We start from the raw sequence: 19365 nt of genomic DNA, 5'->3' as shown, positions 1-19365 counted from the left end.
GGATCAGCCTTGGGAGAACCCCGGGTGGCGAGCCGCCTCCGCGCACACGGACTGCTCGCCACCCGGGGTCGATCATGGGAGCGGGTCGCTCCGGGCCGCGGCGACGTAGGCCAGGCAGGCGGCGCGGACGTCCGGACCGAAACGCACCGCCCAGCCGTCGGGTACGGCGGCGTAGGACGGCCAGATGGAGTGCCGCTCCTCGTCGTTGGCCACGACGAGGAACTCGCCGCCCTGGTCGTCGAAGGGGTTCACCGGTCAAGCTCCCGCAGTCGGGCCGCGACGATCGCGCCGATGCCGGCGATCGGTCCCGGCCGGGTCATGTCCTTGTGGCCGCAGACGACCTCGTGCGTCTCGATCTCGCCGGAGATGTACGGGCGCCAGGCGTCCCCGGTCGGAGTGTCGTCGATGGTGGAGCGGAAGAACAGCAGGTCGCCGTCGTACTCGCGGGTGTCGAGTCCTCGCATGAGACGGTTGGTGTTGAGGTGGACGTCCGTCAGCTCGGTGAGCGTCCTGGCCGGCAACCCGGCCAGCGGACTGGCCTCGCGGCGCAGGATCTCCACCACGCACTCCAGCGTAAGCGCGGTGCCAGACGCGGTGCTGGGCGCGGTGCCGGACGCGGCGTCGGACGCGGCGTCGGACGCGGCGTCGGACGCGGCGTCGGACGCAGTGCGGCCCATCGTGAGTAGCGCCTCCAGTGCGTCCGTCTCGTCTGGTGGTGGCAGGTCGCGTAGGGCCTCGGCGGGGCGGGCGTCCAGGATCGCCAGCAACGCCACCGCCTGGCCGGCCAGGCGCAGTTGCACGGCCATCTCCTGGGCGATCACGCCGCCGGTGGACCAGCCGAGCAGATGGTACGGGCCGCGCGGCCGTACCAGCCGGAGCTGGGCCACGTAGTCGGCGGCCAGCTTGCGCAGCGAGGTGGGCAGCCGGTCGCGGCGGGCCTGCAGGCCGTAGATCGGCCGGTCCGGCACGTGCCTGAGCAGGCCGCCGTAGCACCAGCTCAGCCCGCCCGCGGGATGCACGCAGAACAGCGGCGCCTTCGAGCCCTGCTCGCGCAGCGGCAACAGCACCTTCAGCGGGTCCCTGCGGGCGCCGCCCTCCACCAGCGCGGCCAGCCCGGCGGCGGTCGGCGTCTCGAACAGCGCGCCGACCGGCACCTCGGCCCCGAACACCTCCCTGACCCTGGCGACCAGCCGCACTGCCGCCAGCGAGTGGCCGCCGAGATCGAAGAAGCCGTCGTCCACGCCCACCCGCCGCACGCCGAGCACCTCGGCAAACAACGCACACATCGTCTCCTCACGCGGCCCATCCGGCAGCCGACCCGTGCCTGTGCCCGTGTCCATGCCCGTGCCCGCAGCCGCCTGGGGTGCGGGAAGGTCGGCGCGGCGGACGTCGCGTACCTTGAGGTGCTGGTCGGCGCGGCCGAAGTCGTGCGTCTTGGCCTGCGGGCCGGAGCGGCCCAGGTGGTCGAGTGTGCCGTCGGGCCGCCACCTGGCCAGGTCGCCGGAGCGGTACATGCGCGCGCCCGGCCAGCCGAACGGGTCGGCGACGAACCGCTCGGCGGTCGCCCCCGGACGACCGAGGTAGCCGCGCGCCAGGCCGTCGCCCGCAACGTACATCTCGCCGACAACCCCGGTGGGGACCGGCCGCAGGGCATCGTCCAGCACGTAGACGCGCAGGTCGGGGAGGCCGCTGCCGATGGGGTTGCCGTGCCGGTCGCCGGGCTGCGGCAGGTGGCGGGTGACGTGCACGGTCGTCTCGGTGAGGCCGTACATGTGGATCAGGTCGGGCGTGTGCGGCCGGCGGTCCCACCAGCCTGCCAGCCGGGCGGGCTCCAGCGCCTCCCCACTGAGAATCACATACCGCAGGGCCAGGTCGCGGCCGTCGTCGGCGTCCGCGAGCTGGTGGAAGGCCGGCGAGGGCTGGTTGAGCACGGTGACGCGCTCACTTTCCAGCAGGTTCAGGAGGTCCGATGGGGAGGAGCTCATCTCGTACGGAACCACGACCAGCCGGCCGCCGTACAGCAGCGCCCCCCACAGTTCCCACACCGACAGGTCGGAGGCGCAGGAGTGGAACAGCGTCCACACGTCATCGGGCCCGAAGCCGAACCAGTGGTCGGTGGCCGACAGCAGCCGCGCCACATTGTGGTGGGTGACCAGCACACCCTTGGATTCGGAGATGTAGAAGACGTACGCGGCGTCGTCCGGCCGCAGGTCCCGCTCGGGGTCGTGGTCGAGCCAGTCGTCCAGGTCGGCGAGCCAGTTCTCGTCCACCACGCACACCGGCCCGGCGTCGGCGACCATGTGGCCGAGGCGGTCGGCCGGGTACGACGGGTCCAGCGGCAGGCAGGCCGCGCCCGTCTTGAGCACCGCGAGCAGGGCGGTCACCAGGTCGGGCGAGCGGGGCAGCGACACGGCCACGATGGCGCCCGGGCGGGCGCCGTACGCGATGAGCTTGTGCGCCAGCCGGTTGGCCCGCGCGTTCAGCCCGGCGTAGGTGAGATCGCCGATCGCGACGGCCTCGGGAGTGCGGCGGGCCTGCTCCTCGAACAGGTCGGGCAGTGTCGGGCCCGGCTCGCTGACCAGGTCGCCGTTCCACTTCTCGACGATCGTACGGCGCTCGCCGGCCGCCAGCAGGTCGAGCCGGCCGATCGGCGCCGACGGGTCGGCCAGCGCATGTTCGAGCAGCCGGGTCAGCCTGCCGGCCAGGGCGGCGGCGGTGGTCCGGTCGAACAGGTCCCGGCTGTATTCGAGGTATCCCGAGCCGGTCGGGCCGAGGTTGAACGTGAGGTCGAACTTGGCGGTCCCGGTGTGCACGACGCTCACGCCGGCGGGGTCCGGGTTGTCCTCGTGGACCAGCATCACCTGGAACAGCGGGTGCCGGTTGCGTGATCTGAGTGGGTTCAGCGCTTCCACGAGGCGGTCGAACGGCAGCCCACCGCGCTCGAACGTGGCCAGGTCGGCTGCCTTGACCCGCTCCAGCAGCTCGGCGAAGGACGGGTCGCCCGAGGTGTCGGCGCGCAGCACGAGTGTGTTGGCGAAGAAGCCGATGGCGTCGTCCAGCGCGCCGTCGTCCCGGCCCGTGACCGTGGTGCCGATCGGGAGGTCGGTGCCCGCGCCGAGCCTGGTCAGCAGGGCGGCCAGCGCGGCGTGCAGCACCATGAACACGCTGGCCCCGGACTCGCGGGCGAACCGCCGCGCGGCCCGCATAAGGGCGGGCGGCAGAGTGACGGGCACTGTGCCACCCGGTACGCCCGACACGCCCGCGCCATCCGACACGCCCGCGGCACCCGGCACGGCCGCGCGTGGCCGGTCGAAGGGCAGGTCAAGCCGGTCGGGCAGCCCCGCGAGGGCTTCGCGCCAGTGCTCAAGATCGGTGTCGGGGGGAAGGTCACGCTGCCAGAGCGTGTAGTCGGCGTACTGGAAGGGCAGCGGCTCGTACGCGGGCTCCGCACCCTTCTTCCTGGCCTCGTACGCGGTCAGCACGTCCTTCATCAGCGGCCCCGCCGACCGGCTGTCGGCGGCGATGTGGTGCAGGACCAGCATCAGCACGTGCTCCTCCGGGCCGAGCCGCAGCAGGTGGGCGCGGAACGGCGGCTCGGCGACCAGGTCGAAGCCGCGGCGCGCGATCACCCGCATGGCCGAGGCCGGGTCGTCGGGCTGCCAGACGGGCAGCGACAGGCGCGGGCGGTCCAGGATCTGCTGGCGGGGCACGCCTGCGCGTTCGGGGAAGATCGTGCGCAGGATCTCGTGCCTGGCCACGACGTCGTCGAGCGCTTCACGCAGCGCTGCGCGGTCCACCTCGCCGCGCAGGCGCAGGGCGAGCGGGAGGTTGTACGTCGGGTTGGGGCCCTCGATCCGGTACTGGAACCAGAGCCTGGCCTGCGCGGGCGACAGCGGGATGTTCTCGGGGCGGGTACGGGGTGCCGGCGGCGGGGGTTCGACGGTGGTCGTACCCAGTTTCCTGACCAGTTCGGCGGGGGTGGGAGTGGCGAAGATGTCCTTGATGGGCAGGTCCTTGCCGAACATCTCCCGTACCCTGACCGCCAGCCGCGCCGCCGCCAGAGAGTGGCCGCCGAGATCGAAGAACTCGTCGTCCCTGCACACCATCCGCAGGCCGAGTATTTCGGCGAACAGGCCGCACATCGCCCGCTCGGCCGCGTTGCGCGCCGGCCCGCTCTGGCCCTGGCCGGGGTGGGGGGCGGGCAGGGCGGTGCGGTCGAGCTTGCCGTCAAGGGTGCGGGGCAGGGAATCCAAGGCGACGATCGCGGCGGGGGCCATGCCGGCGGGAAGCCGGGCGGCGACGTAGGCAGCCAGCCCTTCGACAACTTCCCCGACCGCACCCGCAGAAACCGACCTGTCTGCGGCCCTGACCCCGCCCGCGGGACCCGACCCGTCTGTGGCCCTGGCCGTGCCTGCGGGAACCGGCCCGTCTGGGGCCGTTTCGGTGGGGCGCGCGGGGACGACGTAGGCGATCAGGCGGTTCCCGTGCGCCGCGACGGCCGCCGCCGTCACGCCGTCGTGGCCTTCGAGTACGGCCTCGATCTCGGCGGGATCGATCCGTACGCCGCCTACCTTCACCTGGTCGTCGGCCCGGCCCAGCAGCTCCAGGCGGCCAGGCGCGGCCCAGCGGGCGCGGTCGCCCGTGCGGTACATGCGGGTGCCGCCGGGCGCGGCCACGAACCGCTCGGCGGTCAGGTCCGGGCGTCCGAGGTAGCCGCGCGCCAGACCGTCCCCGGCCAGGTACAGCTCGCCCGCGACGCCGGGCGGCGCCGGATGCAGGGCGTCGTCGAGCACGTGTACGGAAGTGCCGTCGGTGGGGCTTTCCGAACCGTCGCCGAGCCAGGTGTAGGCGTCCGCCGCGGATTCGGCGGGGCCGTAATGGCTGACGGCCGGGGCCCGCTCGCGCAGCGCCCGCCACATCGGTCCGGACACCGTCTCGCCGCCCACCACCACGATGCGCGGGCCAGCCGGCAGGGCGGGCAGTTCCCTCAGTTGTGTGGGGGTCAGGCCGAGGCAGTCGATGCCGTGTTCGCGCATGTACGCGGTCAGCGCGTCGGGGTCGCGGTAGGCGTCGTCGCCGAGCAGGTGCAGCTCATGGCCGCCGATCAGCCACAGCAGCGGGTCCAGGCAGGCGTCGGAGGAGAAGGATGCGGTGTGCGCGACCCGCAGCCGCTCGCCGTCCGGGTACAGCCGCTCACGGTGCCCGTCCAGCAACGCCGCCAGCCCTCGATGCGTACCCACCACACCCTTGGGACGGCCGGTGGAGCCCGAGGTGTAGATCACGTAGGCGGGATGGCCGGGGTCCGGCGTGGCGAGCGCGGCACCGCACTCAAGCGCGGCGCCCTCCTCAGGGGCGGCACCCTCCTCGGTAGCGGTGTCCGTCTCGGGGGCGGCTCCCTCCTCGGGGGCGGTGTTCGCTTGGGTGGTCAGCCATTCGTGGGTGAGCACGATCGATGGGTCGGCGTCGGCGAGTATCAGCTCTCGCCGGTCCGCCGGATGGGCCGGGTTGACCGGCAGGAAGGCCGCGCCACTGCGCAGTACCGCCAGGAGCGCCACCACCAGTTCGGCCGAGCGGGGCAGCGTCACGGCGACCACCCGCTCGGGCCCGGCGCCGTGCGCGGCCAGGCGGCGGGCCAGCCGGTCCACCCGCGTGCCCAGCTCGGCGAGGGTCAGCGTCTTACCGTCGCAGGTCAGCGCCGTTCGTTCGGGCGTGTCCCGCACCTGCGCGAGGAAGGCGTCCACCACAGTAGTAAGGCGCGGCCCGGCAGCACCGGCGGGCGGGGCGTCGTCAGCGGGCTGCCGGGCCGCGGGCACAGTAAGCCTGGAGGGCAGATTCAGGGTGGTGCGGTCCTCGTCGGACAGCAGGGACAGGCGGCCGATGGGCGTGTCGGGCGGGCAGGAGCCGAGCGCCGCGAGCAGGCAGGCCAGGCGGCGGGCGTGGGCGGCCAGCGCGTCCTCCGTGTAGAGGGCGGCGTTCCCGTCGAGCTCCAGGGTGCGGCGGTCGCCGTCCAGCAGCAGCGCCACGGCCAGGTCGTCCACGGGCCCTGAGGCGAGGGTGGTGATGCCGGCCCGCGCGGCGGAGAACTTCACCTCCGACGGGAACGGCTTGACGCTGAGCAGCGGCCCGAACAGTGCCCGCGACGTGCCCGCCAGCCCCAGGTCGCGGCGCAGGTCCTCGATCCGGTAGCGGCCGTGACGGCGGGCCTCGACGATGCGGCGGGCGGCGTCGCCCACGAGTTCGGCCACTGTACGGCCGGGCCGCACGTCGAGCCGGACGGGCAGCACGTTGGCGGTCAGGCAGGGCACGCGCAGGGCGGCGCCGGTACGGTTCGGCAGCGGTAGCCCGAGCAGCACGTCGGTGCTGCCGGTGAGCCGGCCGAAGTAGCAGGCCAGCCCGGCGGCGGCGACATCGGCCCAGGTGGCGCGGGCCTGACGGGCGAGCTCGTCCCAGTGCCCGGCGGGCGGGAGGGGCACGCGGCACCGTACGGTCTCACGGGCCGACACGGCCGACACGGCCGACACGGCCGACGGCCCCGCAAGCCCGCCCGACCGGGCCGACGGCCCCGCAAGCCCAGCCGACATAGCCGACCGACCCGCAAGCCGGGCCGACGTGGCCGACCGACCCGCGAGCCCGGCCAACATGCCCGACCGCCCCGCGAGCCCGGTCGGCTCGGGAGACCCGTGGAGCCGGTCCAGCCAGTACGCCCGGTCGCGCCCGTACCGCTCAGAGCCCCGGTAAGCCTCCTCCTCCGCCAGCACCGCCGCCATCGACCCGAACGGCCCCGCACCCGGCGTAAGCCCGTCGGCCAGCGCCGTGTAGATCTCGCCCATCCGGGAGACGATCATGGACAGCGCGTGGACATCCACGAGGATGTGATGCGCCCGCACGTACCAGACGTGGTGGTCGTCGGCCAGTCGCAGCAGCGCGTGCCGCGACAGCCGGCCGGTCACGACGTCCACGGGCGTTCCCAGGTCGGCGGCCATCCAGTCCCGCGCGGCGGCCTCGGGCTCGGCCTGGCCGCGCAGGTCGAGCACGGTGAGGCAGCCGCGCAGGGAGTCGTAGTCGGGCAGGTACTGCGCGGGTTCCTCGGTGAAGCGCAGCCGCAGCGGCTCCGCCTCGGCCAGGCAGCGTTCCAGCGCCCGCTCGAACACCTCGGGCAGCAGCGGCCCGTGCAGGTCCACCCGGCCGGCGGTGTTGTAGACGGGGCTGGCTGGATCGAGCCGCTGGGCGAACCAGATCCCGGCCTGTGCCCCGGAGAGCGGCATCGAGGGTGGCGTCGGAAGTGACAGGGTCGGGGAGGTCAAGCCAGCAGCTCCGCCCACGCCGAGATCGTCGGCTTCTCCACCAGGTCGGGGAAGCCGATCTTGTGGCCGTCCTGCTGCCAGCGTTCGATGAGGGTCATGACGCGGATGGAGTCGAGTCCCGCTTCGACGAGGTCCTCGTCGAAGCCGAGTTCGTCCGGTTCGACGAACAGCAGTTCGGCGATCTGCTCGCGCAGCCGCACGGCGGTCTCAGACACCGGCCACCGCCCGTGTCAGGGCTTGGCTGATCCGGCTGGTCGTGGTGGTGACGGCGCACCTGTCGGCGGCGTAGGTGAGGGCCATGTCGTGGTGCTGGCGGGAGAAGTCGGCGACCGCGTCGGCGACCACGAACGCCTGGGTGTCGCGCATGAACGCCTCGGCGGCCGTCATCAGGACGCCGATGTGGGCGTAGATGCCGCAGATGATGATCTGGTCGCGGCCCTGGTCGGACATCAGCTCGGCCAGCCCGGTGCGCTGGTAGGCGCTGTAGCGCCACTTGGTGAGCAGCACGTCGCCCTCGGCGGGCGCGAGTTCGCCGGTGATCTCGGCCTCGTGGGGGTCGGCGCCGATGCCGTCGCCCCAGAAGTCGAGCAGCAGGCCGCGCTGCTCGGTGCTCTGGGCGCCGGGCTGGGCGGAGAACACGACCGGGATGTCCAGCTCGGAGCAGCGTTCGCGCAGGGCACGCACGTTGGTCACCAGCTCGACCAGCGGTGAGTGGTCAGGGGTGTAGGCGCTGAGGAAGTAGTTCTGCATGTCGTGGATGAGCAGGACCGCGCGGCGCGGGTCGGGCCGCCAGTCCACCCGGTTGGCAGGCGTCTCGACCGGCATCGGGTACGGCTTGATCGGGGGGATCGGCATGTCATGTCCTTTCGCGGAGGTGACGCTTGCTGACCTTGCCGACCGCGGTCTGCGGGAAGGCGTCGACGAACTCGAAGCGGTCAGGGATCTTGAAGGCGGCGATGCCGCGTTCCCGCAGGAAGGCGCGGAGTTCGGCCTTGCCGGGCCGCTCGCCGCGGCAGATGAGGTAGGCGCAGGAGCGCTCGCCCAGGTAGGGGTCGGGCACGGCGACGACGCTGGCGTCGTGCACGGCGGGGTGGGCCAGCAGGTGGTTCTCGACCTCCTCGCCGGCGATCTTCTCGCCGCCGCGGTTGATCTGGTCCTTGGCGCGGCCCTCGACAACCAGGTGGCCGGTCGGGGTGCGCCGCACGATGTCGCCGGTGCGGTAGAAGCCGTCCTCGGTGAAGGCGGTCCTGTTGTGCTCGTCGGCGCGCCAGTAGCCGCGGATGGTGTACGGGCCGCGGGTCAGCAGGTGGCCCTCGTCGCTCTCGCGGCCGTCGTCGTCGAGGATGCGGATCTCGTCGTCGGGTGAGATGGGGCGGCCCTGGGTGGAGACGATGATCTCCTCGTCGTCGTCCAGGCGGGTGTAGTTGACCAGCCCCTCGGCCATGCCGAAGACCTGCTGCAGTTGGCAGCCCAGTTCGGGACCCACCCGTTTGGCGGCCTCGGCGCTGAACTTGGCGCCGCCGACCTGCAGCACCTCCAGGCTGGACAGGTCGTTCCCGGTGCTCTTGGCGGCCTCCAGCCAGACCAGGGCCAGCGGCGGGACGAGGGCGGCGATGGTGACCCGTTCGCGTTCGATGAGCGGGAAGCAGGTGCCGGGGCTGGGGTCGGGGGCCAGCACGGAGGCGGCGCCCGCGCTGAGCGCGCCGAACACGCCGGGCGAGCTCATCGGGAAGTTGTGCGCGGCGGGCAGCGCGCACAGGTACACGCTGTCAGGCCGCAGCGCGCAGATCTCGGCGCTGGCACGGAAGCTGTAGAGGTAGTCGTCGTGGGTGCGCGGGATCAGCTTGGGCAGGCCGGTGCTGCCGCCGGAGAGCTGCAGGAACGCGATGTCGCCCGGGTCGGGGTCGGGGAGGTCCACGGGGCCGGCTTCCGGCAGGTCACCCAGCACGTACGCGGGCGTCCCCGGGGCCAGGGCGCGGTGCTCGTCGTCGGGGCAGATGTAGGCGGCGGCCTCGGTGAACTCGCAGAAGTAGGAGATCTCGGCCGAGCGGTGGGCGGGCAGCGCGAACACCGGCCAGGCGCCGATCCGGAACAACGCGAAGCACACCTGGTGGAACTCGGGCACGTTGGGCAGTTGCACCACGACCCGGTCACCGGCCCTGATACCGCGGTCGAACAGTCCCGCGGCCAGGCGGTCGGCCCGTTCGTCCAGGTCGGAGAAGGTCCAGCGGGCGTCAGGCGAGATGAGGGCGGGGCGGGAGGCGTGGGTCTTGGCCAGTTCGCGCAACATCCGCCCGAACGTCTCGCCGCGCCAGTAGCCGGCCGCCCGGTAGCGTCCGGCCTCCTGCTCAGACCAGTGCATCGGACACTCCCAGCGCGCGCAGCATGGTACGGAACTTGGCGGAGGTCTCGGCGAGCTCCTGGTCGGGGTCGGAGCCGTCGACGATGCCGGCGCCCGCGTACAAGCGGACCGTGTGCTCGGCGACCTCGGCGCAGCGGATCGCGACCGCCCACTCGCCGTCGCCGGCGGCGTCGGTCCAGCCGACCAGCCCGGCGTAGAAGCCGCGGTCGAACGGTTCCAGCCGCTCGATCATCCGGCGCGCCTCGGCCTCCGGCGTGCCGCAGACCGCGGGCGTCGGGTGCAGCGCGGCGGCCAGCGTCAGCGCGGAGGTGCCGGGGTCGCGCAGCGTGCCGGTGACGCGGGTGGACAGGTGCCACATGGTCTCGGTGGACGTCAGTTCGGGGGTGACGGGAACGTGCAGGTCCTTGCAGTACGGCGCCAGCGCGTCGGCCACGGCCTCGACCACGAGCCGGTGCTCGTGCAGATCCTTGGCCGATTCGGTCAGGGAGGCGGCCCTGCGGCGGTCCTCGGCGCGGTCGCCGGCGCGGGCCGCCGAGCCGGCCAGCGGGTTGCTCACCACGTCGTGGCCGCGGCGGGAGACCAGCAGTTCGGGGCTGGCGCCGGTGAGCGTGCGCCCGCCGGGCAGCGGGGCGGCGAAGGAGTAGCCGTGCCCGAGCAGCGGGCGCAGCAGGCCGGGCAGGTTGACCGGTTCGTCGGAGCGCAGTTCCACGGTCCTGGCCAGGACGACCTTGTCCACCGCTCCCGCGCCGAGTTCGGCCAGGACCTGCCGGACCGCGGCGGCGTACTCGGCCGGGGACGGCACCCGCCTGCTCCACCAGCCGCCGCTGCGCAGCGGTGAGCCGCCCGGCTGGATGGGCGCCGACCAGGTCTCGGCCTCCGGCTGGATCAGGTGCGCCGTCCCGTCGAACCCGATGGCCCCGGCGACCGGCCCGTCCACCTGCCCGGCCAGTGTGGCCAGGTCACCGCCGGCGATCCCGCGCACCCCCTGGGTGAGCAGCGTGCCGCTGGAGGAGCCGAACAGCACCGACTTCGCGCGGTCGTACCCCGCCAGCGGATCCGCCGCGGTTGTCAGCAGATGCATGAACTTCCAATCTCGTCAGGCACGAAGGGTCGCGCCGCCGTCCACAAGGAGGTCGTGCATGGTGATGTGCCGGGCCCGGTCCGAGCACAGGAACAGGACCGCGTCGGCGATGTCGGACGGCTCGGCCACCCGGCCGAGCGGGATGCCGACCCGGAAGCTGCCGGGGTCGCCGGCGAGCGTGGCCGACAGCGCCTCGTCGGGATCCTCGCCGGCCCACAGGGCGCGCAGCATGGCCGTGTCGGTCGAGCCGGGTGAGACGACGTTGCACCTGATGCCGTGCCCTGCCACCTCCAGGCCGAGGCAGCGGGTGAACATGCGGGCCGCCGCCTTGGAGGCGGCGTAGGCGGCCATGCCGACGCGCGGCACGGAGGCGGCGTTGGAGCCGACGGTGACGATCACCCCCGCGCGGCGGGGCGTCATCCGGCGGGCGACGGCTCGGGAGACGTGGAAGACACCGTCGGCGTTGACGGCGAAGCTCTGGCGCCAGTGGTCGTCGCCGGTGTCGTCCACCGCGCCGGGCAGGAGCACGCCGGCGATGTTGACCAGGATGCCGATCGGGCCGAGTTCCCGTTCGACGGCCGTGACGACCTCCTCGACGTCGCGGGCGTCACGTACGTCCATCTGGTACGGCACCACGTCGCCGCCCGTACCGGCGTGCAGGTCGGCGGCGGCGACCTTGGCGCCCGCCTCGGCCAGCGCGGCGCACACCGCTGCCCCGATCCCGCGGGCCGCGCCGGTCACCAAGGCGATACTGCCCTCGATCCCGTCCATTTGCGGCAAGCCCTCCCCGAATGCTCTAGTTAGGTAAGCCTTGCCTAATTTGATCGGAAAGTCAGCATCTGTCAAGAGAGTGTTTCGGTGCCTCCGCCGCCGCCCGCCACGCCCGGCGCGCCTCCGGATGATCTACGGCCGGCGGCGTTCACCGCTGCTCGGCGCGTCCTTCCGGGGGCGCGGGAAGAACCGTGTGAGCCGCGCCACGCGCCGGTTCCGGGAAAAAGGGGGGAGGATGGTTACCTGAGAGTTGCGTCCCCTGCTCGTGGCGACCTGACCTGCGGTGGGATAGTGGTGTCGGCGAGCGGAGGAGGTACGCCATGGTCTCGGTAACGGGCCTGCCCGAACCCGCCGCGCCGGGTCCGGAAACCTGCCCGGTCATCGCGCTCGTGTCCTCGGCCGGCGGGCTCACCGCAACCGCCCTGGTCCTGGAGGCGCTGCCGCCGGACCTGGCCGCCGCGGTCCTCGTGCTGCAGCACATCGCGCCCGACTACAAGAGTGTCCTGCCGGAGATCCTCGGCAAGCGGACCGGGCTGACGGTGGAGCCCGCGTACGACGGGCAGCGGCTCGCCCTGGGCCGGGTGGCGGTCGCACCGCCGGGGCGGCACCTGCTGGTGACCAAGGACCGGCTGCTGGCGCTGATCCCCTCCGGCCCGTACCCGCCCTCCCGCCCGTCGGCCGACCTGCTGCTGGTCACCCTGGCGGTGGCGGCGGGACCCGACGTGGTCGCCGTCATCCTGTCCGGACGCGGCAACGACGGCGCGACGGGGGCCACGGCCGTGCACCGGTTCGGCGGAACCGTCGTCACCACCGACGCCGACACCAGCAACCATTTCGACATGCCGGGCGCCGTCATCGCGCGGGACGCCATCGTCGATCACATCGTGCCGCTGAACCAGGTGGCCCCACTGCTGCTCGACCTGGTGGGACCGCAGCAACGGCGGGATCAGCAACACGGCGGGCAGGCGCTCCAGGGCCGGCCGTCCTGACTCACCACCTTGACAACGAACCTCGGCCGTGCGCCCCGAGCGTCGCGGGTCCCTGAGCCCGGCTACCGCGAGCCGGGCGGCGGAGCGCCGTGGCGGAGGAGCCCGATCGTCTGCATGGCGAGGACGAGCACCCGGCTGACGATCAGCGCCGTCCACAGGCCGGTCAGTCCCCAGGTGGCCGTCACCGGGGTCACGGCCACGGCGAGCGCGCCGTGTCCCACGGACGCCGACAGCAGGATCCAGCCCGATCGCTTGAGGCCCATCAGGCAGGCGGACATCACGATCACGCAGTTTTCGGTCAGTGCATAAATCGCCAGCAGCGGCAACAGGCCGAGGGTCAGGGCGAGCACCCGGGCGTCGGTGGTGAACAACCTCAGCACCGCCTCCCCCAGCAGGAGCAGCAAGAGCGCGCCGGCCGACACCCCCGTGGCCGCGACCGTCAGAGCCGCCCCGATGAAGCGCCGGGCCTCGCCCCGGGTGGCCGACCTGGCGATCTCCGGCGTCGCGGCCTGACCGGTCGCGAAGGCGATCAGCCCGATGGGCCCTTCCACCGAGAGCAGGATCGCGTGCGCCGCGGCGGCGTGCGCCCCGCCCCCCGCGGCGGCGTAGGTCACGGTCCCCATCACGGCGGACTTGATGATGAGCGTGCCCGACATCGGCAGGCCAACCCTGGCCATGCGCGCGATCTCCCGGAACCGGGGGCGCCCCGGCCACAGGGATCGGCCCGCCAGTTCCGGCAGGCGCCGCAGCAGCAGGTTGGACAGGGCGACGGAGACGGCGGTGGAGATCAGCCCGGCGATGCCCGTGCCCTGGACGCCGAGCCTGGGCACCAGGAGGACGAGCAGGAGCACGTGCAGGGCCGTGCCGGTCAGGCCCGGCCAGAGCACCCTGCGACTGTGCCCCAGGGCGATCAGCATCCCGCCGGCGCCCCCGCCCGCTGCGGCCAGCAGCACCTGAAGGGCGAAGAGCTGGGGCAACACGCCGAACTCGGCCGCCACCCGGCCGCTCACCCCGCCGGCGCGCGCGATCAGCGGAACGCCCAGCATCACCCCCGCGCCGACCGCCCCGGCCGCCAGTGACAGCCAGCGCGCGTCCTTCAGCAGGGGTAACGCCTCGGCGGGACGGTCGCGGCAGGTCGCGACGAACGGCGCCATGCCCCGTACCGCGCCGGCGACGGCCGCGTTGACCGGGACCATCACCGCGGCGAGCAGGGCGAAGGCGGCCAGATCCGCCGTCGCGTGACGGCCGAGCAGGGAGGTGCCGGTGACCTGGGCGATGATCCCCGCGCTGAGGGACAACATGAGCGGAACTGCCGCGCTCAGGATGACGCGGTGCGGAGAAGGCATAAAAAGCAAGATCCCGGACGGTCGGACCGCACGGGATACATGATCATTCTACCATCCCGGCCGTCCGTACCCCGTCAGCCCGGTCGGGGTGCCTTCGGTGGGCGCGGTAGGGTGCCCGAGCCCCATTTCGGTCGGACTGCAACATGCGGCGAGGTGCCGGACACAAACCAGGGTGTTCGGCACTTATCGCAAGGAGACCCTGTGACAGACCGAGATCGCTTCGAAGCGGTCTATGACGCGTACTACCCGGCGATATCCCAGTACGCCGCCCGCCGTACGAGCTCACCCGACGACACCGCCGACGTCATCTCCGAGACGTTCCTCATCGCCTGGCGGCGCGTCGCGGAGGTGCCCGAGGGCGAGCGGGCGCTGCTGTGGCTGTACGGCGTGGCGCGCCGCGTCCTGGCCAACCACAAGCGCGGCGACTCCCGCAGGGCCATGCTCACCGACCGGCTGCGGGACGAGCTGGCCGCCCATCGGCCGCCCACGTCCACCGACCTGGAGCACGTGCGCGCCGCCTTCGACGCGCTGCCGGAACGCGACCGTGAGGTCCTGGCGCTGGCCTGCTGGGAAGGGCTGAGCGGCGACCAGATCGCCAAGGTCGTGGGCTGTACGTCCATCGCCGCCAGGACCCGCCTGCACCGGGCCCGCAAACGACTGGCGGCGGCGCTGGAGCGCAGGCCGTCCTCGACGATCGTGATGGGGGAAGCATGACCGACATCGACCACCTGATCAGGGCCATCGACCCGGCGCCGCACGCACCCGAACAGGGGCCGGGCGCGCGCGAACTGCGGGCCGCGATCCTGGCCGCAGAACCTGAACCCCACCGCCCGTCCCGGCTGCCCGGCCTCTTCGGGCGTTTTGGGCGGGCGCGCGGGACCGTGCTGCTCGCGGCGGCCACCGCCGTGGCCGCGGCCGTGGCGATCGGCGTCGGCCTGCCCGCCGCCGGGCCCGCCACCGAGTACGCCAACGCGGCGGTCTCCATCAAGAAGGCCCCCGACCACTTCAGCGTCACCATCACCGACCCCGCGGCCGACCGCCGGAGCTTCGAGGAGGCCTTCCGCGAGGTCGGGCTGAACGTCACCGTGAAGGTCGTCCCGGTGGCGCCGCAAGATGTGGGCAAGCTGCTCGGTCCGGTCGTGCCCGAGGGTTTCCGCTGGCACGGCAGCATAGGCGTGCAGTATGTGGCCCCCTGCGCTTCGGCGTTCTGCGGCAAGGTCTGGATGCCCGCCGACTTCCCCGGCCGGGTCGTGCTCGGCGTCGGCCGCCCCGCCAAGCCCGGAGAGCCCTACGCCGATGACACCCTGTACGACAAGTCCGGCGAGGAATGCCTGAACGGTTACCAGGCCCGCGGCAAGACGGTCGGAGCCGTCCGCGCCGAGGTGCGGCGGCACGGGCTGAAGAGCGCGCACCGCCTGCTGTGGACCCTGCCCGACGACAGCTTCTTCGATGCGGCCGTCCCCGCGGACCGCGTCAAGGACGACTGGACCGTCAACGGCTGCCGCGCGATCAGCTCCGACACGATCGACATCTACGTCAATCCCGGACCGGGTGCCGGCCCGGCCCCGGACCCGCTCACGGTCCGCCGGCCCGAGTGGTACGACGACACCACCAGCTGAAGCTTAACGGGACAATAATTCCATTAGCGTGCTACTCTCCTTAACGGGACGACAAACCCGTTAAGGAGAGTCAGATCATGGAATATCGGCAGTTGGGCGCGTCCGGGCTCCGGGTTCCCGCGCTGAGCTTCGGCGCCGGCACGTTCGGGGGCAGGGGAGAGTTGTTCGGCGCCTGGGGCAACACCGACGTGGCGGAGGCCAGGCGGCTCGTGGACGTGGCGCTGGAGGCGGGGGTGACCATGTTCGACACCGCCGACGTCTACTCCGACGGCGCTTCGGAGGAGGTGCTCGGGCAGGCGTTGAAGGGCAGGCGCGACAGGGTGCTCATCTCGACCAAGGCCGGGCTGCCCGTGGACGAGGGACCCAACGGGGCCGGCACCTCACGGCCCCGGTTGATCAAGGCGGTGGACGACGCGCTGCGCCGCCTGGGCACCGATCACATCGACCTGTTCCAGTTGCACGCCTTCGACGCGGCCACGCCGATCGAGGAGGTGCTGTCCACGCTCGGTGACCTGGTCGGGGCGGGCAAGCTGCGCTACGTCGGCGTGTCCAACTTCTCCGGCTGGCAGCTCATGAAGTCACTCGCCACCGCCGACCGGTACGGCCACCCGCGCTACGTGGCCCACCAGGTCTACTACTCGCTGGTCGGCCGCGACTACGAGTGGGAGCTGATGCCCCTCGGCCTCGACCAGGGCGTCGGCGCGCTGGTGTGGAGCCCGCTCGGCTGGGGCCGCCTGACCGGCAGGATCCGGCGCGGCCGGCCGCTTCCCGAGGGCAGCAGGCTGCACCGCACCGCCGCGTACGGCCCGCCGGTGGACGACGGGCGCCTGTACGCGGTGGTGGACGTGCTGGACGAGATCGCCGGGGAGACCGGCAGGAGCGTGCCGCAGATCGCGCTCAACTGGCTGCTCGGGCGGCCCACCGTGGCCTCGGTCATCGTCGGCGCGCGCAACGAGGAGCAACTGCGCGAGAACCTGGGCGCGGTGGGCTGGCGCCTCACCGGCGAGCAGGTGGCCAGGCTGGACGCCGCGAGCACGGTCACGGCGGCCTACCCGTACTACCCGTACCGGAGCCAGGAGGGGTTCGCCCGGGTGAACCCGCCGATCGAGCGCCTGATCCCCCAGCCGACCTGAAGGTCAGTCCTGTACGAGCCGGTCCCGTTCCACCTTGCCGGTCGGGTTGCGTGGCACGGATGCCACGAACTCCACCTCGCGCGGCACCTTGAACCCGGCCAGTTCCTCCTTGACCACCCGCCGCAACTCCTCCGCCGACACCGTGGCCCCGTCCGCCGCGACCACGTACGCCACCAGGCGCTGCCCGAACTCCTCGTCGGGCACCCCCAGCACCGCCACGTCGGCCACCCCCGGCTGGCGGGCCAGGAGGTTCTCCACCTCCTGCGGGAAGACGTTCTCACCACCGGAGACGATCATGTCGTCGTCGCGCCCGTCGATGAACAGCCGGCCGTGCTCGTCACGATGACCCAGATCACCGGTGGCCAGCAGCCCGTCGCTGACCCGGGCCCCGAACGTCAGCCCGCCCCCGACCATCACCCGCCCCACCTGCCCGGCAGGCTGCTCTCCCCCGCCGGGGTCCTCGATCAGCACCGTTGCCCCGCGCGGCGGGCGGCCCACGGTGCCGGGCGCGGTACGCAGGTCGGCGGGGGTGGCCAGGGCGGCCCAGCCGGCCTCGGTGGAGCCGTAGAGGTTGTACAGGACGTCGCCGTGGGCGTCCATCCAGGCGGTGGCCAGATCGGGCGGCAGCGCGGAGCCGCCGGAGACCACCACGCGCAGGCGCGGCAGCCGCCGCTGCTCGCGGGCGAGCAGGCGTCTCAGCATCGCCGGCACGGCCACCAGCGTCCCGGCCCCGGTCCGGTCGAGGGTGTCGAGCACGGCCTGCGCGTCGAAGCGGCGCATCAGCACGACGGGACAGCCGAGGACGAGCGCGACGGCGTACCAGAGCATTCCGAGCCCGTGGAACAGCGGCGGCGCGATGAGCATCGGCTCGCCGCCGCGCACAGGCACGGTCGCCAGCATCGACACGAACGGCTCCGTCACCGCCGCCGGCGACAACAGCCGCGGCGCGCCCTTGGGCGTGCCAGTCGTCCCGGAGGTGAGCAGCACCAGCCGCCCCGGCCGCCGCGGCACCGGCGCCTGACCCTGCCCGGCCCCTCGCACGAGCTCCGTCAGATCCCCGGCCCGGGGGCCGTCGAAGTCCACGGACGCCAGGCCGGGAGCGGCGATGAGGGCGTGCACGCGCTCGCGCCGCAACACCTCCTGCAGCCGCGGCCCGGCCAGCCCGGTGTTGAGCAGCAGCAGGTCGGCCCCGAGCCGGGACACGGCCGCGACCGCCAGCGCGAACCCCCGGTCGTTGGGCCACATGACCGCGACCGTCCGGCCGGGCCCGACGCCGAGCCGGTCGTACAGGGCCGCCGCCAGCGCGGCGGCCTGCCCGTCGAGCTCGGCGAAGGTCAGCGAGCCCTCCTCATCCACCACGGCCGTCCGATCGGGCCAGCGGGCGGCGGCGACGGCCAGGCCGGTGGCGGGCGTGAGGTGGAAGTGCCGGTACGCCTCCACCATGCGGGCCAGCGCGGACGGATGCACCGGCCCGAGCAGCCCGTTGCGTACGAGCGCGGCGGCGGCCCCGGCCCCGAAGCCACCCCAGTCGATCAGCCGTCCGATCATCGGCGTACCCGGCCTTCCTTGCGGCAGGAGGTACGCGTACCCGCTGACGCCTTACCGGAACCCGCCCGTCACTGCTGTCCGGGCCTGCGCGCGGGGACGGGCGCGGGACCCGCGGTGCCGTCGGCGAAGCGGGTGGGCCTGAAGGCCGCGAGCAGCGCCGACTCCTCACCGAACACCTCCCCCGCGACCTCCTCCATCAGCAGCGGCGCCAGCGTGACCCCGCTGTGCGTGGCCACCGTGTACACCCGCCGCTCCGCGTCGGCGAACCCGGCCACGGTGAGCCCGTCGCCGGGCATCGCCCGCTGCCCCACCACGGCCCGCTCCACGCTCGCCCCCTCCGTGGCGCGCAACACGCCGGGCAGCAGCGCCATGATCTCGGTGAGCACCGCCTCGGGCACGGGGGCCGACGGGTCGGCCAGCCGGTCCAGGGGCAGGGACTGCAGCAGTATCCGCCCGCCGCCGTCGGGGCGCAGGTTGAGCGCGGCGGTGGTCAGGACACGCGACAGCCGGGCGGGCACCGGCGTCGTGGTGACCAGGATGCCGTTGGTGACCGTGCCGGACACGGCCGGGTCCAGCATCGGGACGGTCGCGCCGGCCAGCCCCGCCACCTCCTCGGTCCAGCGGCCGGTGCAGGTGACGACCGTGTCGCCGGCGAACGTGCGCCCGTCGGCCACCGTGACCTTCACCCCCGACGCCGACGACTCGATCCCGGTGACCGGCGCGCCGCACTCAAGGGTGGCGCCGCCGTCGCGGGCCTCGCCGAGCAGGCGGCCGAGCAGGCGCAGCGGCTGCACGTACGCCTCGGTGGGGAAGTAGACGTACTCGGTGCCGGGCGGCGGGGGCACCAGGTCGGGCTCCAGGGCCAGGGCGCGCCTTGCGGTGACCCGCTCGACCGCGTAACCCATGCCGATCAGCCGCGCCACGCGGGCTTCGAGCAGTTTCTTGTGCTCGTCGGTGACGGCGCATTCGAGGTTGCCCGTGGGGTGGAACCAGTCGCCGGGCAACTGGTGGTGGGCCCAGACGGCGGCCTGGTTGAGCTCGAAGTACGGCTGTGGGGTCTTGTTGTTGGCGTTGACCCAGGCCACCGAGGTGGAGGTGGTGCCGGATCCCGGGGCACGCGCCTCCAGCACGGTGACCTGCGCCCCGCGCCGGGTCAGGCCGGCCGCGACCGCGGCTCCGATCACCCCTGCGCCGATGACGACGACTCGCACG

14 protein-coding genes are annotated in these 19365 nt (G+C 73.1%); 4 read left to right on the top strand and 10 right to left on the bottom strand.

Annotated features, from left to right (window positions below; genetic code table 11):
• Positions 1 to 72: 72 nt before the first annotated feature.
• Genes AB0I81_RS23755 through AB0I81_RS23725 form a run of 7 tightly spaced genes read right to left on the bottom strand, consistent with a single transcriptional unit; the run spans position 73 to position 11518 of the window.
• Positions 73 to 252: an MbtH family protein gene (locus AB0I81_RS23755; protein ID WP_360660027.1), complete on the bottom strand. Its 180-nt coding sequence runs from the start codon at positions 250 to 252 to the stop codon at positions 73 to 75.
• Positions 249 to 7304 carry an amino acid adenylation domain-containing protein gene (locus AB0I81_RS23750; RefSeq protein WP_360660025.1) on the bottom strand — a complete coding sequence of 2352 codons (7056 nt, stop codon included), beginning with the start codon at positions 7302 to 7304 and terminating at the stop codon, positions 249 to 251. The genes AB0I81_RS23755 and AB0I81_RS23750 overlap by 4 nt, the downstream gene beginning before the upstream one ends.
• Positions 7301 to 7519, bottom strand: coding sequence for a phosphopantetheine-binding protein (locus AB0I81_RS23745; RefSeq protein ID WP_360660023.1), 219 nt, complete (start codon positions 7517 to 7519; stop codon positions 7301 to 7303). The genes AB0I81_RS23750 and AB0I81_RS23745 overlap by 4 nt, the downstream gene beginning before the upstream one ends.
• Positions 7512 to 8159: an isochorismatase family protein gene (locus AB0I81_RS23740; RefSeq protein ID WP_360660021.1), complete on the bottom strand. Its 648-nt coding sequence runs from the start codon at positions 8157 to 8159 to the stop codon at positions 7512 to 7514. Before AB0I81_RS23740 ends, AB0I81_RS23745 begins: the two co-directional genes overlap by 8 nt.
• Position 8160: 1 nt before the next feature.
• Entirely contained in the window at positions 8161 to 9666 is a 1506-nt protein-coding gene (locus AB0I81_RS23735; protein ID WP_360660019.1) for a (2,3-dihydroxybenzoyl)adenylate synthase, read from the bottom strand.
• A complete protein-coding gene (locus AB0I81_RS23730; RefSeq protein WP_360660017.1) occupies positions 9653 to 10747 on the bottom strand; it encodes an isochorismate synthase in 1095 nt (364 codons plus the stop codon). The genes AB0I81_RS23735 and AB0I81_RS23730 overlap by 14 nt, the downstream gene beginning before the upstream one ends.
• A 15-nt stretch (positions 10748 to 10762) precedes the next feature.
• Positions 10763 to 11518 carry a 2,3-dihydro-2,3-dihydroxybenzoate dehydrogenase gene (locus AB0I81_RS23725; protein ID WP_360660015.1) on the bottom strand — a complete coding sequence of 252 codons (756 nt, stop codon included), beginning with the start codon at positions 11516 to 11518 and terminating at the stop codon, positions 10763 to 10765.
• A 320-nt stretch (positions 11519 to 11838) separates the two neighbouring features.
• Between AB0I81_RS23725 and AB0I81_RS23720 the strand changes: the two genes are divergently transcribed.
• Positions 11839 to 12507, top strand: a complete 669-nt coding sequence (locus AB0I81_RS23720; protein WP_360660013.1) for a chemotaxis protein CheB — start codon at positions 11839 to 11841, stop codon at positions 12505 to 12507.
• Between the two features lie 62 nt (positions 12508 to 12569).
• Here the strand turns inward: AB0I81_RS23720 and AB0I81_RS23715 are convergent, their stop codons facing one another.
• Positions 12570 to 13853, bottom strand: a complete 1284-nt coding sequence (locus tag AB0I81_RS23715; protein ID WP_360660011.1) for an MATE family efflux transporter — start codon at positions 13851 to 13853, stop codon at positions 12570 to 12572.
• 201 nt (positions 13854 to 14054) lie between these two features.
• On the opposite strand from AB0I81_RS23715, the gene AB0I81_RS23710 reads away from it, so the two are divergent.
• The 3 genes from AB0I81_RS23710 (at position 14055) to AB0I81_RS23700 (ending at position 16605) form a co-directional block, all read left to right on the top strand.
• On the top strand, positions 14055 to 14567 hold the full coding sequence (locus AB0I81_RS23710) for an RNA polymerase sigma factor (RefSeq protein ID WP_360660010.1): 513 nt from the start codon (positions 14055 to 14057) through the stop codon (positions 14565 to 14567).
• Positions 14564 to 15472 (top strand): hypothetical protein, encoded by a 909-nt coding sequence (locus tag AB0I81_RS23705; protein WP_360660008.1) that lies wholly within the window; start codon positions 14564 to 14566, stop codon positions 15470 to 15472. Before AB0I81_RS23710 ends, AB0I81_RS23705 begins: the two co-directional genes overlap by 4 nt.
• Before the next feature lie 77 nt (positions 15473 to 15549).
• A complete protein-coding gene (locus AB0I81_RS23700) occupies positions 15550 to 16605 on the top strand; it encodes an aldo/keto reductase (RefSeq protein ID WP_360660006.1) in 1056 nt (351 codons plus the stop codon).
• A gap of 3 nt (positions 16606 to 16608) precedes the next feature.
• Here the strand turns inward: AB0I81_RS23700 and AB0I81_RS23695 are convergent, their stop codons facing one another.
• Positions 16609 to 18153 (bottom strand): AMP-binding protein, encoded by a 1545-nt coding sequence (locus AB0I81_RS23695; protein WP_360660004.1) that lies wholly within the window; start codon positions 18151 to 18153, stop codon positions 16609 to 16611.
• Positions 18154 to 18221: 68 nt separating this feature from the next.
• Positions 18222 to 19364 carry an FAD-binding oxidoreductase gene (locus AB0I81_RS23690; protein WP_360660002.1) on the bottom strand — a complete coding sequence of 381 codons (1143 nt, stop codon included), beginning with the start codon at positions 19362 to 19364 and terminating at the stop codon, positions 18222 to 18224.
• Position 19365: the final 1 nt, after the last annotated feature.

This window comes from Nonomuraea sp. NPDC050404, assembly GCF_040655495.1.
GTDB lineage: Bacteria > Actinomycetota > Actinomycetes > Streptosporangiales > Streptosporangiaceae > Nonomuraea.
This window is presented reverse-complemented; position numbering and strand designations above follow the sequence as displayed.

Coding starts and splice junctions, on each gene's coding strand:
- AB0I81_RS23740 (WP_360660021.1), bottom strand. CDS start 8,159: ATGCCGATCCCCCCGATCAAGCCGTACCCGATGCCGGTCGAGACGCCT.
- AB0I81_RS23735 (WP_360660019.1), bottom strand. CDS start 9,666: ATGCACTGGTCTGAGCAGGAGGCCGGACGCTACCGGGCGGCCGGCTAC.
- AB0I81_RS23730 (WP_360660017.1), bottom strand. CDS start 10,747: ATGCATCTGCTGACAACCGCGGCGGATCCGCTGGCGGGGTACGACCGC.
- AB0I81_RS23725 (WP_360660015.1), bottom strand. CDS start 11,518: ATGGACGGGATCGAGGGCAGTATCGCCTTGGTGACCGGCGCGGCCCGC.
- AB0I81_RS23720 (WP_360660013.1), top strand. CDS start 11,839: ATGGTCTCGGTAACGGGCCTGCCCGAACCCGCCGCGCCGGGTCCGGAA.
- AB0I81_RS23715 (WP_360660011.1), bottom strand. CDS start 13,853: ATGCCTTCTCCGCACCGCGTCATCCTGAGCGCGGCAGTTCCGCTCATG.
- AB0I81_RS23705 (WP_360660008.1), top strand. CDS start 14,564: ATGACCGACATCGACCACCTGATCAGGGCCATCGACCCGGCGCCGCAC.
- AB0I81_RS23700 (WP_360660006.1), top strand. CDS start 15,550: ATGGAATATCGGCAGTTGGGCGCGTCCGGGCTCCGGGTTCCCGCGCTG.
- AB0I81_RS23695 (WP_360660004.1), bottom strand. CDS start 18,153: ATGATCGGACGGCTGATCGACTGGGGTGGCTTCGGGGCCGGGGCCGCC.